The sequence below is a fragment of the Clostridiales bacterium genome (genome assembly GCA_017569285.1).
GTDB lineage: Bacteria > Bacillota > Clostridia > Christensenellales > Aristaeellaceae > Aristaeella.
This window is the reverse complement of the sequence record CP069419.1, coordinates 3,055,126-3,070,679: the sequence shown is the minus strand read 5'-3', so window position 1 is coordinate 3,070,679 and position 15,554 is coordinate 3,055,126. Positions and strand designations below refer to the sequence as shown.

At 59.5% G+C, this 15,554-nt stretch carries 15 protein-coding genes; 4 read left to right on the top strand and 11 right to left on the bottom strand.

The genetic code is table 11. The features are described from left to right. Positions 1 to 147 precede the first annotated feature (147 nt). From JNO48_13480 to JNO48_13470, 3 genes are all read left to right on the top strand, one after another. On the top strand, positions 148 to 1,323 hold the full coding sequence (locus JNO48_13480) for an iron-containing alcohol dehydrogenase (protein ID QTE68180.1): 1,176 nt from the start codon (positions 148 to 150) through the stop codon (positions 1,321 to 1,323). Positions 1,324 to 1,593: 270 nt separating this feature from the next. After that, the gene (locus tag JNO48_13475) at positions 1,594 to 2,796 is read left to right on the top strand and encodes an SH3 domain-containing protein (GenBank protein QTE68179.1); all 1,203 of its coding nucleotides are present in this window, start codon (positions 1,594 to 1,596) and stop codon (positions 2,794 to 2,796) included. A gap of 1 nt (position 2,797) precedes the next feature. Continuing rightward, positions 2,798 to 3,046 carry a hypothetical protein gene (locus JNO48_13470; protein QTE68178.1) on the top strand — a complete coding sequence of 83 codons (249 nt, stop codon included), beginning with the start codon at positions 2,798 to 2,800 and terminating at the stop codon, positions 3,044 to 3,046. A gap of 61 nt (positions 3,047 to 3,107) precedes the next feature. Here JNO48_13470 and JNO48_13465 read toward each other — a convergent pair whose 3' ends face one another. Continuing rightward, positions 3,108 to 3,845, bottom strand: a complete 738-nt coding sequence (locus JNO48_13465) for a helix-turn-helix transcriptional regulator (GenBank protein ID QTE68177.1) — start codon at positions 3,843 to 3,845, stop codon at positions 3,108 to 3,110. A gap of 201 nt (positions 3,846 to 4,046) precedes the next feature. Between JNO48_13465 and JNO48_13460 the strand changes: the two genes are divergently transcribed. Beyond that, positions 4,047 to 4,289 carry a hypothetical protein gene (locus JNO48_13460; protein ID QTE68176.1) on the top strand — a complete coding sequence of 81 codons (243 nt, stop codon included), beginning with the start codon at positions 4,047 to 4,049 and terminating at the stop codon, positions 4,287 to 4,289. A 55-nt stretch (positions 4,290 to 4,344) separates the two neighbouring features. On the opposite strand, the gene JNO48_13455 is transcribed toward JNO48_13460, so the two are convergent. The 10 genes from JNO48_13455 to JNO48_13410 form a co-directional block, all read right to left on the bottom strand. Next, positions 4,345 to 6,813 (bottom strand): glycogen/starch/alpha-glucan phosphorylase, encoded by a 2,469-nt coding sequence (locus JNO48_13455; protein ID QTE68175.1) that lies wholly within the window; start codon positions 6,811 to 6,813, stop codon positions 4,345 to 4,347. Between the two features lie 108 nt (positions 6,814 to 6,921). Further along, a complete protein-coding gene (locus JNO48_13450) occupies positions 6,922 to 7,734 on the bottom strand; it encodes a hypothetical protein (GenBank protein ID QTE68174.1) in 813 nt (270 codons plus the stop codon). A 21-nt stretch (positions 7,735 to 7,755) separates the two neighbouring features. Next, complete coding sequence (gene truB / locus JNO48_13445) at positions 7,756 to 8,649, bottom strand: tRNA pseudouridine(55) synthase TruB (protein ID QTE68173.1); 894 nt, start codon at positions 8,647 to 8,649, stop codon at positions 7,756 to 7,758. Further along, positions 8,646 to 9,617, bottom strand: a complete 972-nt coding sequence (locus tag JNO48_13440) for a bifunctional oligoribonuclease/PAP phosphatase NrnA (protein ID QTE68172.1) — start codon at positions 9,615 to 9,617, stop codon at positions 8,646 to 8,648. The genes truB and JNO48_13440 overlap by 4 nt, the downstream gene beginning before the upstream one ends. Beyond that, positions 9,601 to 9,984 (bottom strand): 30S ribosome-binding factor RbfA, encoded by a 384-nt coding sequence (gene rbfA, locus JNO48_13435; protein QTE68171.1) that lies wholly within the window; start codon positions 9,982 to 9,984, stop codon positions 9,601 to 9,603. The genes JNO48_13440 and rbfA overlap by 17 nt, the downstream gene beginning before the upstream one ends. 44 nt (positions 9,985 to 10,028) lie before the next feature. Beyond that, positions 10,029 to 12,923, bottom strand: a complete 2,895-nt coding sequence (gene infB, locus JNO48_13430; protein ID QTE68170.1) for a translation initiation factor IF-2 — start codon at positions 12,921 to 12,923, stop codon at positions 10,029 to 10,031. Positions 12,924 to 12,980: 57 nt separating this feature from the next. Further along, entirely contained in the window at positions 12,981 to 13,286 is a 306-nt protein-coding gene (locus tag JNO48_13425; protein QTE68169.1) for a hypothetical protein, read from the bottom strand. Beyond that, the gene (locus tag JNO48_13420; protein QTE68168.1) at positions 13,279 to 13,566 is read right to left on the bottom strand and encodes a YlxR family protein; all 288 of its coding nucleotides are present in this window, start codon (positions 13,564 to 13,566) and stop codon (positions 13,279 to 13,281) included. The genes JNO48_13425 and JNO48_13420 overlap by 8 nt, the downstream gene beginning before the upstream one ends. A 9-nt stretch (positions 13,567 to 13,575) precedes the next feature. After that, on the bottom strand, positions 13,576 to 14,763 hold the full coding sequence (gene nusA / locus JNO48_13415; protein QTE68167.1) for a transcription termination/antitermination protein NusA: 1,188 nt from the start codon (positions 14,761 to 14,763) through the stop codon (positions 13,576 to 13,578). Between the two features lie 40 nt (positions 14,764 to 14,803). Next, complete coding sequence (locus JNO48_13410; protein ID QTE68166.1) at positions 14,804 to 15,295, bottom strand: ribosome maturation factor RimP; 492 nt, start codon at positions 15,293 to 15,295, stop codon at positions 14,804 to 14,806. Positions 15,296 to 15,554 lie beyond the last annotated feature (259 nt).

Sequence of the window (15,554 nt, the reverse complement as noted above, 5' to 3'; positions counted from 1 at the left end):
AAAATACTTCATCATATTACTGCTTTACTGTGATAAAGTCAAGGGGGATTTTCAAAAGAATTTCTGCCTGTTATTGACTTAGAGTGAACTCTATCTCTTATGATGGTCTTACACCTATTGAAACTCTTTCCGGAAAGGATGGATTTTATGAATAACTTTATCTTCTACTCGCCCACCTGCTTCGTTTTCGGCAAGGATACGGAGTCGCAGGCCGGTGCGCTGGTCAGGCGTTTCGGCGGTTCCCGCGTGCTCATTCATTACGGCGGCGGCAGCGCTGTCCGTTCCGGTCTCATCGGCCGGGTCGAGGCTTCCCTCCAGGCGGAAGGCATCCCCTATTTCCTGCTGGGCGGCGTCCGGCCCAATCCCCGCAGCGGCCTCGTCTACGAGGGCATTGAGCTGTGCCGAAAGGAAAACATCGACTTCATCCTGGCCGTCGGCGGCGGAAGCTCCATTGACTCCTCCAAGGCGATTGCTGCCGGTGCGGTGTACGACGGGGATTTCTGGGATTTCTACAGCGGAAAGCGGATCGAAAAAGCCCTGCCGGTCGGTACGGTGCTCACTATTGCCGCCGCCGGCAGCGAAGGCAGCCCGGACAGCGTCATCACCCGGGAGGACGGCATGTTCAAGCGCGGCGCCAGCGGCGATGCAATCCGTCCCCGCTTCTCCATCCTCAATCCTGCCCTCACGCAGACCCTCCCGCCCTACCAGACGGCCGCCGGCATCACGGACATCATGGCGCACCTCTATGAGCGGTATCTCACCAACACCAAAGAGGTGGAAGTCACCGACCGGCTCATCGAATCCCTGCTCCTCACCATGATCCACGAAGGCCCCCGCGTCATCGCCGATCCGGATAACTATGATGCCCGCGCAAACATCATGTGGGCCGGTATGATGGCCCATAACAACTCCTGCGGTGTCGGCCGCAGCCAGGACTGGAACAGCCACAATATCGAGCATGAGCTTTCCGCCCTGTATGACTGCGTGCACGGTGCCGGCCTCGCGGTCACCCTGCCTGCGGTGTTTACCTATGTCATGAATCACGATGTCATGCGCTTTGCGCAGGCAGCCGTCCGCGTCTGGGGCTGCCAGATGGACTTTGCCCATCCGGAAGTCACCGCCCGGGAGGGAATCGAAAAGCTGCGTGCCTTCTTCACTTCCATCGGCATGCCGAAGAATTTCGCGGATCTCGGCGCAAAGGAAGAGGATATCCCCGCGCTGGTCAAAGCCCTCTGCTGGGGCGACGGCCGCCAGGGCTCCATTTCGGGCTTTGTCACCCTCAGTGAGGAGGACTGCGCGAACATCTACCGCCTGATGCTGTAATCGTTTTTCCCGGGCCGGCACCTGCTGCCGGCCTGTTTTTTGTGCCCTGAAAAATTTAATAATTTCCCGCGTTTTTCCGCTTTTTGTGCCTGCCCGGATTCCCGGGGGGTACATCTTGTGGTTTGGGTCGGTTTCATCCGGCCAAAATGGCGGTATGACGCCGTTTGTACCTTTTGAACAGGTTTGCATTTTATGTTTTTTTAGATATAATATAAGTTGGATTTGAATCTCCCGGGTTGGCCGGGAGTGGATAAAACAGGAGGAATCACTATGAAAAAACGTGTTGTGGCCCTGGTTCTTGTCCTGCTGATGCTGGTGCCGGCGATTGCTTCCGCAGTCACCTACTACCGTGTCAACACCTCTTCCCTGGTCGTGCGTATGCTGCCCGAGGATGACGCCACCAAGCTGGCCAGCTACTCCCTCGACACCGCGCTGAAGTATTCCAAGAAGATCGACAGCAAGTGGTCTTATGTCGAATTCATCGGCGGTAAGGAAGGCTACGTCCAGACCAAGTACATTTCCAAAATCAAGAGCTACTCTGCCTGGGTCACGAATGACGATACTCCCATCCGGGAGGGCGTTGCGTACAATTCCACCGAAGTGGGCCGTCTTGCCCGCGGTGCGAAGGTCACCGTGCTCACCCACGGCAAAAAGTATGACTACGTCAAGAGCTCCATCGGCTATGGATATGTCATGAACGGCTGGCTGAGCAAGAAGAAGGTCAAGGCTTCCGGCAACGCGTCCGTCCCCGCCTTCAAGCCCAATGCCAACTACACGGCCTATGTCACCAACGGCAGCCGCGTCGTCAACCTGCGTGCGGAACCGAGCACCAAGTCTGCGATCATCATGTACTATCCCACCGGAACGCAAGTCAACGTCATTTCCCATGGGGCTGACTGGGATTACATCCAGGTCGGCAGCAACACGGGCTATATGATGACCAAATTCCTCACCACGGCCAAGCCCGCCCCGACGGATGTGCCTGCCACTCCTACCCCCAAGCCCGGCGCCTACACGGCCTACGTCACCAGTGACAACGGCAAGTCTGTCAACATCCGCAAGGGCCCCGGCACCGGCTACACCGTCCTCTTCAAGGCTCCCTACGGCTCTGAGATCAAGGTCCTCGAGCATAACGACAAGTGGGACAAGATCGAGCAGAACGGCAAAACCGGCTATATGCAGAACAAGTTCATCACCCTGTCCCTGCCGAGCGGTTATGCCACTCCCGCCCCGGGCGTGGATACCTCTCCCAAGCCCACGGCGACTCCTTTCCAGCCCTACACGGCCACCGTTACCTGCCCTGAAGGCGAAAAGGTGAACGTCCGCTCCAAGCCCTACAAGTCCTCTGCGGTCATGCGCCTCGATCCCGGCACCACCGTGCAGGTTGTGGGCACCTATCCCAAGGACAAGGCCTGGGTCAAGGTCAAGATCGACGGTAAGGAATACTACATGAAGAAGGAGTTCCTGAAGTAAGATGAAGCAGCGTTCGAAATCCAACGCGGTTGCGATTTTCATCGGCGTCCTGCTGACGGTTGTATTTGTGGTCGGTCTCACCGTCACGAATAACCCCGATGCGTTCAGCGCCCGGTACCGCTACGATTTCGCACTGGAGCAGTTCAAGAACTTCTGCGCAAGCTGGTATGTTCTTGCCGGGGCAGTCGGCATCCCGACCCTCGTGATTTCCCTGGTCATCTCCCTGGTCCGGGAATCCCGGGAAAAGTAATCAGATAAGCAAACTGCGGTATGGCATCTGCCATACCGCAGTTTTTCATTTGCTGTCAGGTTTATTTCCCGCCGCCGATCAGGTTGCCCAGCAGGGTTCCGATCTTGTCGCCGATGTTGTCGGCTGCGTTGGAACCGGCGCTTCCGGCGCCGCCCACCATGTTCAGCAGGTTCAGCGCAGTCTCGCCGTACTCCCCTTTCAGCACCTTCAGGGAGATCTTCTTATTGTCGGAAGTGGCTGCCCGGTAGGCTTCCACCAGCTTCTGCTCGGCCGCCGTCACCTTCATGGAGGTGTTTGCGTTTGCCGGCACAGCAGGCTTCTTCGCGGTGGTCTTGGCTTCAGTCTTCTTGGCTGTGGTGGTCTTCGCTGCCGCAGGCTTCTTGGCCGTTGTCGTGGTCTTCTTGGCGGCGGTGGTCGTCTTCTTGGCTGCCGTAGTCTTGGCGGCGGTTGTCTTGGCAGCCGTCGTCTTCTTCGCTGCGGCGGTCTTCGCGGTGGTGGTCTTGGCTGTGGTCGTCTTCTTCGCTGCGGTCGTCTTGGCGGCAGCGGTCTTGGCAGCGGCAGCCGCCTTCTTCGCGGCCGCGGCAGAGAGATTCTTCGGCGCGTTTACCAGGGATGTCTGCGTCACGCCGCAGGCTACCGCAATCTTCTTCAGCTGGGCAGCGCTCAGGTCGATCTCTCCCCGTTCGCACTTCCCGATATCATTGGCCGTCACTCCGGCCGCCTTGGCCAGCTTTTCCTGGGTCAGTTTTGCGGCCGTGCGCGCTTCCTTAATCAGCGCTCCAACCTTCTTTGTTGCCATATACGGATGCCTCCTTTTCTATTTTCCGGTTCTGCTGCCTGTATTGTACTCCATTTCCCCTTCCGGTTTCAACCCCGAAGCCCTTCTGCTATATGGAAATTTTCCGTTTCCTCTTGTCATGCCGTTTCCTGTTTTGTATAATATATATAATACAAATCGGATGGTTGATATCCGATTCAAAAAATAGAAGGGGGCTTTTTCATGGATATCCAGAAAATTATCTCCGAACTCGTACCGAAGCTGACCGGCAACAAGGACCTGATCGGCAAGTTCACCTCGGATCCGCTCGGCGCCATCAAGGAACTCCTCGGCATCGACCTGGATAAGGACCAGCTGGACGCGGTCGTCAAGGGCGTTACCGAAAAGCTCGGCAGCAACGTCGGTGATGTCGTGAAGGAAGGCAAAGGCCTGCTTGACAAGATCAAGAGCCTCTTCGGCAAGTAATCCTTCCCATAGAAAAAGGAACCGGATGAAAAATTCCGGTTCCTTTTTTGTTCCCTTATTTCTTTTTTCCGGGCTTTGCCAGCGGTTCCAGGTGCCAGATCTTCTCGTTGTACTCGCGGATCGTGCGGTCAGAGGAGAAGATACCGGACATGGCCGTGTTGGTCACTGCCATCTTCTGCCACTTCACCTGGTCGGCATAGTCGGCGTTCAGCCGCTTCTGCGCCATGGAGTAGCTTCCGTAATCCTTCAGTACGAAGTAGCTGTCGCCGATGCTTCCCCAGCTGCCCAGCAGCAGGCTGTGGTACAGTTCCTGCAGGGCGGCGGGATTCTCGGGCATCAGCGTGCCGTCGATCATCTGGGTCATCGCTTCGCGGATCTCATGGTTCGATTCGTAGATCGTCATGGGATTATAGGTGTTCTCGCGGTACATATCGCGCACCGTATTGCTCCGCATGCCGAAGATGTAGATGTTGTCCATCCCCACCTGCTCGCTGATTTCCACGTTCGCGCCGTCCAGCGTGCCGATGGTCACCGCGCCATTCATCATGAACTTCATGTTGCCGGTGCCGCTGGCTTCCTTGCTGGCCGTGCTCAGCTGCTCGGAAACTTCCGCCGCGGGAATCAACACTTCCGCGCTGCTCACGTCGTAGTTCTCCAGGAACACCACCTGCAGCATCTTCCGGGCCCGCGGATGCTTTTCAATCAGCCGGCTCAGTGCGCAGATCATGCGGATGATCTGCTTCGCGCGGGTATATCCGGGGCTGGCTTTCGCGCCGAAGATGAACACGCGCGGCTGCATGGTAAAGTTCTCGTCGTTCACAATCCGGTTATACAGCACCAGGATGTGCAGCGCGTTCAGCATCTGCCGCTTGTACTCGTGCAGGCGCTTGGCCTGGACGTCAAACATGAACGCGGGATCCACGTCCACGTTCTGGCGGTCCTTCAGCATCTTCGCCAGGCGTTCCTTGTTGTGCTGCTTGATCTTCGCGAACTCCTCGCGGAACGCGGCGTCATCCGCAAAGGGACGCAGCTCGCTCAGCTTTTCGGGCTCGCGGATCCAGTCCGTACCGATCGACCGGTTGATAAGGTCGGTCAGCTCGGGGTTGCAGCTCATCAGCCAGCGGCGGTGTGTAATGCCGTTGGTGATCGCGCTGAACTTCTCTGGCATCACCAGGTTGAAGTCATGGAAGGTTTCTTCCTTCAGGATCTCGCCGTGCAGCTTGCTCACGCCGTTCACGGAGTAGCTCATCGCCACCAGCATGTTGGCCATATGCACGTTGTCGTAGCTTACGATGGCCATCCGGGCAATCCGGTCCCAGTCTCCCGGGAAGAAGTTCCACAGCCGCTCGCACAGGCGGCGGTTCATCTCGCAGATGATCTGGTAGCACCGCGGCAGCAGCTGCTGCACCATGTTCACCGGCCACTTTTCCAGCGCTTCCGCCATAATCGTGTGGTTGGTGTAGGCAATGGTCTGCCGCGTGATGTTCATCGCTTCGTCCCAGCCCAGGCCTTCCTCATCGATCAGCAGGCGCATCAGTTCCGGAATCGCCATGCCGGGATGCGTGTCGTTGATATGGATAACCACCTTCTGCGGCAGCTTGGACATGTCGTTGCCGAAGGTCTGCTTGTATTCCTTCAGGATGTACTGCAGCGAGGCGCTCGTGAAGAAGTAGTGCTGCTTCAGCCGCAGCATCTTGCCTTCGTAGTGCCGGTCTTCCGGATACAGCACCTTGCTGATCGTCTCGGCCAGCTCAATCTCCTCGGAAGCCTGCACATACCGGCCTTCGCTGAAGTCCTTCAGGTCCAGCTTCTTGGGGCTCCGGGCGGACCACATGCGCAGCGGGTTCACGGTCACGGCATCGTAGCCGACCACCGGCATGTCGTACGGAACCGCTTCCACGGTATAGTAGTCACGGGTCACAAACTTCTGCTGCCCATTAATCATGGTTTCTTCCACATGGCCGCCGAAGTGCACCTCGCAGGTGTCCTCCATCTGGGCGGTTTCCCATGCGTTGCCGTTGTCCAGCCAGCTGTCCGGCAGCTCCACCTGCTGTCCGTCCACAATCTTCTGGCGGAACAGGCCGTATTCGTAGCGGATGGTGCAGCCCATCGCCGGCAGGTTCAGGCTGCTCAGGCTGTCCAGGAAGCAGGCGGCCAGGCGGCCGAGTCCGCCGTTGCCCAGGCCGGGTTCCGGCTCTTCCTTCAGGATCTCCCGCAGGTCAATCCCCAGTTCCTGCAGCGCTTCGGTATATTCCTTCGTGGACAGCAGGTTCAGCATATTGCAGTACATGCTGCGGCCCATCAGGAATTCCACGCTCAGGTAGTAAAGGCGCTTGCCCTTGCTCTTTTTGCGGATATCACGGCATTCCACAACCTTCTGCATAATCTGGTCGCGCACCGTGGAAGCCAGCGCGCGGTAAATCTGCGCGTTCGAGGCTTCCTCGATGGGCAGGCCGTTGTACCGCTGCACCTTTCCGATGATCGTGTTTTTAATCGATTCCTTGTCAAACTTCGTAGCTGGCATACTGAACCTCCTCCGGTTCCGTCCGGGTTCCGATAACTACATACCATATTATTATACCATTCCGATATCTTGTATTACAAGGCAACGAAATGTCCGATTTTCTACCATCTATGCCATGTGCAGCCGGTCCGTAAACACCAGCCGCACGGCCCTTCCGGCGATGTCCGCCGCCGTCTCCGGCAGCAGCCGCGCCGTTACGGTGCCGTCTCCGCCGCAAACGTTTACCGCCGCCGCGTACAGTCCGTCATGGGTCTTCACCAGGCAGGAGTAGGCTCCGCCCGCAGGGAGCTGCTTCCGTGCCGGCACCCGGACCGGAAATTCTTCTGCTTCTGTCGTCACGGCATCGTCCGGTATCCGGCCGCTCACCTCATACTCATGCCCCAGCAGTTCTTCCGCTTCCCGGATCTTTCCCGAGGAAATCTTTTCGCGGATCACGCTGGAGGAAACCGGTGTCCCGTCTTCCATGGTCACCGGCGGCTGGATCAGTACATCGTATCCATGCTTCTCCCCGTCTTCGCGCAGCATATCGGCAGTTCCCCGGCCCTGCCGGCCGAAGGTGTAGTTCCATCCGGCCGCGACTGCCCGCAGCTGGACCGTCTCCCGCAGCATCGCCAGGAAGTCTTCCGGCTCCATGTCCGCAATTTCCCTGCGGAAACGGATCAGCGCCGTCTCGTCCGCCCCGGCTTTGGCCAGCAGGCCGGCCCGTTCCGGAATCGTCGTCAGGATCTTCGGCGCAAATTCCGGCCGGATCACCTCCAGCGGGTGCCGGTCAAACGTACATACCCGCATCCGGATCCTGTTCTCCCGGGCATAGCGGATCGCCGTATCCAGCAGCTCCCGGTGGCCCCGGTGCACCCCGTCAAAGGTGCCCAGCGCCACAATCCGTGCCCCGGCAGTTTCCTTCTGCCAAATCACTTTCATGCTTTGTCTTTCTCCTGAATATCAGTTTTCCGGCGCAATCACAGCCCGCCATACGATCAGGTCTCCCTGCCGCTCCGCCATGCCCCAGAATTGGTTTTCCAGGTAAACCCGGACGATTGTCCCGTCCGACGGCAGCTCATTCATCACGGCTTCCGCCGGAAGCTTCGCCCCGGCAGCCACCGCCTTGCCGTACCGCGGCCGGATGTCAATCCGGGGAATATGCCCGATCGGCGCGTCCGGCGCCATCATCCGGCGCAGCAGTTCACCCCGCTCCGCCAGTTGCCGCGCTTCGTCCAGCGGGATGGCAGTATCCAGGGTAAACACGCCGCTCCGGATGCGCACCAGGCTCCGCATATGCGCGGGGCAGCCGCATTTCTTTCCCAGGTCCTCGCACAGTGTCCGGATATAGGTGCCCTTGCCGCACTTCACCCGGATGCGTACGCCGTGGTCCGGCTCCTCGCCTGCCACCTCAATGGCATAGATATGCACCGTGCGCTCCGGCACTTCGGCGGTTTCGCCCTTCCGGGCCCGCGCATAGAGCGGTTTCCCGCCCACCTTGATCGCGCTGTACATGCTCGGCTTCTGGATGATGTCGCCGGTCAGTTCCGCGGCCTTTTCCCGCACGGTGTCCAGGTCCGGGTAATTTTCGCCCGTCTCCAGCACTGTACCGGTCGCATCCTGTGTGTCCGTCCGGCTGCCGAAGGCGCATACCGCCTCGTATTCCTTTTCCTTGTCCACCAAATAGTCAAAAAGCCGCGCGGCCTTCCCTGTCATCACAGGCAGAACACCCGCGGCTTCCGGATCCAGCGTCCCGGCATGGCCCACATGTTTTTCACCCGTCAGGCGCCGCATCACCGCCACCACGGCGGCGCTGCTCATCCCGGAGGGCTTCATGATATTGAAAAAGCCATTCATTCCGCTTTAATCTTCCGCTCCATTTCTGCCAGCACACGCTCGGTTGCTTCATCCAGCGTGCCCGGCATCGTGATTCCGGCCGCCTGTTCATGACCGCCGCCGTTAAAGATCTGGGCAACGTCATCCACCCGGGCCGGTTCTTTGGCGCGCAGGCTCATCTTGATCATTCCGCCTGCGGTTTCCCGGGCCAGCAGCGCCATCGTCGTCCCTATGGTATCCAGCCCGTAGTTGACGATGGTATCCGCGTGCTCTCCGGTTGCATTGCTGTCCTCAAAATCCTTCTGTGTCAGCTTCATCACGGCGATCTGGCCGTAGCCGCGGAACGTCAGGCTTTCCAGCGCCCGGCCCAGCAGCTTGATGTGCGGCCGGCTTTTCACGCGGAACAGCATCCGGTTCAGCTCAGCCAGCGGCAGCCCGGCCTGCATCAGCTCGCTCATCACTTCAAAGCATTCCGCGCTTGTGGTGGAGAAGGCGAAGTTCCCGGTATCCGTGCTGATGCCCGTGTAAAGGCATTTCGCAATATCCTCGGTCAGCTCCACGCCCAGCACCTTCAGCTGTTCGCGCACCAGCACGCATGCGGCCGGTACGTCCCCGTCCACGCTGTTGATCTCCATAAATTCCGGGTTGGTCCCGTGATGGTCAATCTGCGCGGTTTTCCGGCTCACCTTCCGCAGCGCTTCGCATTTGCCCATCCGCTTGATGTCGCTTACGTCCACCGAAAGCAGCAGGTCAAACGGCCCGTCGTTCTCCCCGGGGGTACGGAACATGTACACGCCCGGCAGGAACGCCAGGTACTCCGGCACCGGATCCTCGCAATACATTTCGACTTCTTTCCCCAGGGAAAGCAGTCCGAGGCGCATCGCGGCCGCGCAGCCGATTGTGTCCCCGTCCGGGTTCACATGGCTCACAATCGCGATTTTCCGGGCTTCCCGTATCGCTTCAGCAACCGCTTCAGGATTCCGTTTCATCCGGTTCTCCCCCGTCATCATTTGTCTTGATGGTTTCCGAGAGCACCTTGGCGATATGCACGCCATACTCAATGTTCTTGTCGCTGACGAAAATCAGCTCCGGCGCGTAGCGGATAATCATCCGCTTTCCGAGGGAGCGGCGGATGAATCCCTTGGCGTTCTTCAGGGCTTCCATCAGCCCGTCCCGCTTGTCATCCTCCAGCACGCTCACATAGACCTTCGCAAAGCGCAGGTCGCCGGTCACTTCCGCCCGGGTGATGGAAAAGGTTCCGTCCACCCGGGGGTCGTTCAGCTCTTCCCGGATAATCGCGTCCAGCTCACGGCGGACTTCTTCCGATATCCGGTCAATTCTCTGATAACTGCTCATGATTAATCCTTAATCAATTCTCGTCCGAAGATCTTCCGCAAATCTCAGCGCGGAATTTCCTCCATGATGTAGCACTCGACGATATCGCCTTCCTTGATATCGTTGTGGCCTTCCAGGCTCATACCGCATTCATAGCCGGCTGCCATTTCCTTCACGTCATCCTTCAGGTGGCGCAGGCTGCTCAGCTTGCCTTCGAATACAACCACGTTGTCACGCAGCAGGCGGACACCCGCGTTCCGCTGCACCTTGCCGTCCTGCACATAGCAGCCGGCGATGATGCCGGAACCGGTGATCTTGAATACGTTCCGCACCTCGGCATGGCCCAGCAGCACCTCGCGGTACTCCGGCTCCAGCATGCCCTTCATGGCCAGTTCCATATCCTCGATGGCCTTGTAAATCACGGTGTACAGCCGCACGTCCACCTTCGCCTTTTCGGCGGCTTCCCGGGCGGAAGCATCCGGCCGGATGTTGAAGCCGATGATGATGGCGTTGAACGCGGAAGCCAGGTTCACATCGTCCTTGGTGATGGCGCCGGCAGCGCTGTGCAGCACGCGGATCTTCACCTCGTCGCTGCTCAGCTTCTCCATGGCCTGCTTCACCGCTTCCACGGAGCCCTGCACGTCTGCCTTGATAATCAGGTTCAGCGTGGTCACCTTGCCCGCCTCGATGGTGGAGAACAGGTTCTCCATGCTCATCTTGGCCATGGTGGCCTCGCGGCTGGCCTTCAGCTTCTCGCGGCGCTCGTCCGCAACCTGGCGGCTCAGGTGGTCGTCGCTCACGGCGATCATCTCGTCACCGGCGCTCGGCACGTCGTCAAAGCCCATGATCTCAACCGGCATGGACGGACCGGCGGATTCCACCCGCTCGCCCTTGTCGTTGATCAGCGCGCGGACACGGCCGGAAGCCATACCCGCGATAATGCTGTCGCCCACGTGCAGCGTACCGTTCTGCAGCAGCACGGTCGCCAGGGGTCCGCGGGCCTTGTCCAGCTTCGCTTCGATGATAACGCCGCGGCCCATCCGGTTCGGGTTGGCCGTCAGCTGCAGCACGTCCGCCTGCAGCAGGATCATCTCCAGCAGTTCGTCCACGCCTTCGCCGGTATGCGCGGATACCGGCACGCAGATCGTCTCGCCGCCCCAGTCTTCGCACACCAGGCCGTACTGGGTCAGGTCCTGCTTTACCTTCTCGGGGTTCGCGGCCGGCTTGTCCATCTTGTTGATCGCCACGATGATCGGCACTTCGGCCGCCTTGGCGTGGTTGATGGATTCAACGGTCTGCGGCATTACGGAGTCATCCGCCGCGACAACCAGTACGGCGATATCCGTCGCCTGGGTTCCGCGGGCACGCATGGCGGTAAACGCTTCGTGGCCGGGGGTGTCGAGGAAGGTGATCTGCCGTCCGTCCACGTCCACGGTGTACGCACCGATGTGCTGGGTAATGCCGCCGGCTTCCCCGGCCGTCACCCGGCTCTTGCGGATGTAGTCCAGCAGGCTCGTCTTGCCGTGGTCAACGTGGCCCATGATGGTCACAACCGGCGGACGGGTCACGAGATTCTCCTCGGTATCGTCAAAGTCTTCGGCAACCAGCGCGGCTTCGGCCGTCTGTTCCTGCTTCCGCTCGAGGGTAATCTCAAAGTCGGAGCATACCAGCTGGGCGGTATCAAAGTCGATTTCGCTGTTGATGGTGGCCATATTGCCCAGCATAAACAGCTTCTTGATGATTTCGCCGGCGGGCTTGCCGATCTTTTCGGTCAGGTCGCGCACGGTGATGGTGTCGCCGGCCATGTACGCCGTCTCAATCTTGATGGGCGCCATCATCTGCTGGGCGCTGGGCTTCTTGGCCCGGGCGCGCTTGCCGCCGCGGATCACCTCATCGTCATAGCCGTTGAAGGTGTTCTTGCTCGCCTGCTTCCGGTTCCGGCTCACATGCTCCGGATCGTGCTGGCGGATATAGTTCTTCTTGTTCGGGTCATAGTTGGATACCCGTTCCTTTTCCATCGGAACCGTCAGCTCGGGGGTCCGGGCACGGCCCGCACCGCCGCCGCGGTTCTGGCCGAATCCGCCGCCCTGCTGCGGGCGTGCTCCGCCCTGGGGGCCGCCTGCCGGACGGCCAAACTGTCCCTGCTGGCCTGCCGGGCGTCCATACTGACCGGGCTGGCCGGGCTGTCCTGCCGGACGGCCGTAGGGACCCTGTCCTGCCGGACGGCCATACTGACCGGGCTGGCCGGGCTGTCCTGCCGGACGGCCATAGGGGCCCTGTCCCGCCGGACGACCGTACTGACCGGGCTGGCCGGGCTGTCCTGCCGGACGGCCATAGGGGCCCTGCTGTCCCGCCGGACGGCCGTATTGACCGGGCTGGCCGGGCTGTCCTGCCGGACGGCCATACTGGCCAGGCTGTCCTGCCGGGCGTGCTGTGCCCTGGGCCGGACGCTGCGGGGCATCTCCGGGCCGGCTCACAATCTGGCCGATCGCCGGTTTCTTCGGCTCTGCCGGGCGGGCAGGCTTCGCGGGTTCCGGCGCGGGTTCTTTCTTTTCTTCTTCCGCCGCAGGGGCTTCCGGCTTTTCTTCAGCCTTGGGCTCTGCCTTGGCTTCGGCTTTCACCGGTTCTTCCGCTTCCTGCTTCGGTTCGGGTTTCTTCTCCTCCGCGGGCGCCTCGGCGGCGGCTACCTGCTCTTCCTGCATGGCAGCTTCCATCATCTGCTTTTCGTCTTCGTCCAGCATGGTGAACGCCTTCGTGTGGGCGGACTGGGCCTTCAGCTGCTCCTGCTGCTTCCGGCGGAATTCCTCCTCTTCCTTCTGGCGGTTCATCTCCGCGTCCATCCTGCGGAGCGCGTCCATCAGGGAATCCGCCTCACGGCGCATTCCTACGGCCTTTTCCAGAATTTCGGAAGCCTCGTCCACAAGTCCCTTGGTGGCATCTTTCAAGTTTACCTTCGCCATTCGACGTTTGTCCCCCCGCCGTTTTCCGGCATCTAAAATAGTCGTAGTTGGTATTCCTCAGCTGTCCTGTTTCATACAGCAGGATATCTGTTCCGCGAACGATCCCGTTTTTACGGCCATCGCTGCCCCGGGCCGTCCGGTCGCCTCTTCCAGCAGTCCTGCCGGAAGCACCGCCATCTCCGTTCCGGTCACTTCGCACACGCGCTCGTAGCGTTCCCGCGTGTTCCGGCTCATGTCGCCGTTTGTCAGCAGGATTCCGCACTGCCCGGTCGTTATGGCCTTCCGGCACGCGTCCTCACCGAACACCGCCTGGCCGGCCCGTACACACAGGCCCATCAGGCCCTTCAGCCGCTGCTCATTCATGGGCTTCTCCCGCGAGCGCCGCCGCCAGCTCCGCCTGCAGCGCCTCGGCCGTTTCCGGTCCCAGCACCGCTTCCAGCTGGCGTTCCAGCTGCTTCTGCTTAATCGCGCGCTTCAGGCATTCCGGATTCCGGCATACATAGGCGCCCCGGCCGCTCTTCTTCCCCGTGGGATCGATGGAAACCTCTCCCTCGGGATTCCGCACCACCCGGATCAGCGTCTTCTTTTCCTTCATTTCCCGGCATCCGACGCACATCCGCATGGGGATCTTCTTCGGCTTCATCTGTGCTCCTTACATCGTGTCGTCGTCGCCCATCAGGCTGGCGTCGAAGTCCATCGTGAAGCTGTCATACGTGGGCGTCTCCACCTGCACGTATTCGGTCGCCTGGCCGTTCTCGTCCACCATGTCGTCCATTTCGGCGGCCTGGCTCTGGCTCTTGATGTCGATCTTCCATCCGGTCAGCTTCGCGGCCAGGCGGGCGTTCTGTCCTTCCTTGCCGATGGCCAGGCTCAGCTGGTTGTCCGGAACGATCACGCGGAAGGCCTTTTCATCCCGGGCCTGGTACACGCTCAGCACGTGCGCCGGGTTCAGGGCGTTCGCCACAAATTCCGCGGGATTGCTGCTCCACTTGATGATGTCGATCTTCTCACCCTTCAGTTCAGCCACAACCCGGTCCACACGGCCGCCCCGCTGTCCGACGCAGGCGCCGACGGGGTCGATCAGCATGTCCGCGCTGTGCACGGCGATCTTGGTCCGGCTTCCGGCTTCACGGGCGATGTTCTTGATCGTCACGATACCACCGGCGATTTCCGGCACTTCCATTTCGAACAGGCGCTTCACCAGGTTCGGATGGATCCGGCTCACATACACCTGCGGGGTGTATCCGGAGTTTTGGTTGCTGCGGTGCACCTCCAGGATGTAAACCTTGATGTGGTCACCGTCATGGAAGGTTTCGCCTGGGATCATCTCGTCCTTTTCCAGCACGCCTTCGGTCCGGCCCAGGTCCACATACACAACCTTCGGCTCAATCCGCTCGACGATACCGGTCAGGATTTCGCTTTCCTTCTCCACATACTCGTCGTAGATCTTGCCGCGCTCCGCCTCACGGATATGCTGGATGATCACCTGCTTCGCCGTCTGCGCGGCCACCCGCAGGAAGCCGTTCGGCGTCACGTTCACTTCGGCGATGTCGCCCATCTGGTAGGTGGGATTGATCTTCTGCGCGTCCTTCAGGGAAATCTGGTTCGTGGGATCCTCGATTTCCTCGTCTTCCAGGATCAGCTTCCGGGCATACACGGAAATGGCGCCGTTTTCCCGGTTCACCGTCACGTCCAGGTTGTTCGGAGCGTTCTCGCCCTTCGGAAGGTTCTTCTTGTAAGCAGCCTTCAGCGCCTCCTCAATGGTCCCGAACAGCGATTCCTCGCTGATTTCCTTCTCCTTTGCCAGCATTCTGATGGCTTCAATAACTTCCGACTTCATTGGTGCATCCTCTCTTTCGTATCCGTTGTCAATGCAATGATTATTCTTGTTCCGTTTCGTCGCCGAGGTCGACGTCTTCCACACCACTCATATCGACGATCGGCTTCACCAGCGCGGCGGCCTTGCGGGCAACCCGCTTCTCACCTTCCGGCGTATCCAGCACAATGTCTCCGTCTTCGAGCCCGGCCAGCGTTCCGGTAATCACCTTCACGCCGTCAATCGCCTTGAACAGCTTGATCTCCACTTCTGTTCCCAGCGCGCGCTCGAAATCGCGGTCCTTCTTCAGCGGGCGGTCAATCCCCGGCGAGGAGACTTCCATGAAGTCGTAATCCAGCGCGTCGGCCAGCTGGCGGACAGCCTTGTGGTACGCTTCGCAGTCATCCAGGGAGATGCCTTCCGGCCGGTCGATATAGAACCGCAGGTACTTTCCCGTCGGTTCCTTTTCAATCGCAACGTCCACCAGCTCGTAGCCCATGTCCGCCGCGATTTGCTCGCACCGTTTCTCAATTGCCGCAACTTCCGCTTTTGCCATTTGTGCTCCGTTTCTTTCGTCTTTCCGGGCAATCAAAAAGAGCGGAAACAAGACCCTTCTTCAGTCCCCCTGTCAGCCGGAAAAGCCATGTCTTTCCGGACTCCGGGAACCTTCAGGCCTTTTCCACTCTTTACGATAAACCCTTCTTTCAAGGCGTTATGCCATATATACTGTGTGAATCACCACACGCACGTCAGTATAACATACTTCATATGGGTTTGCAATCCTTTTTTTTCAAGGCTTAGAAGGTATTTGTGCA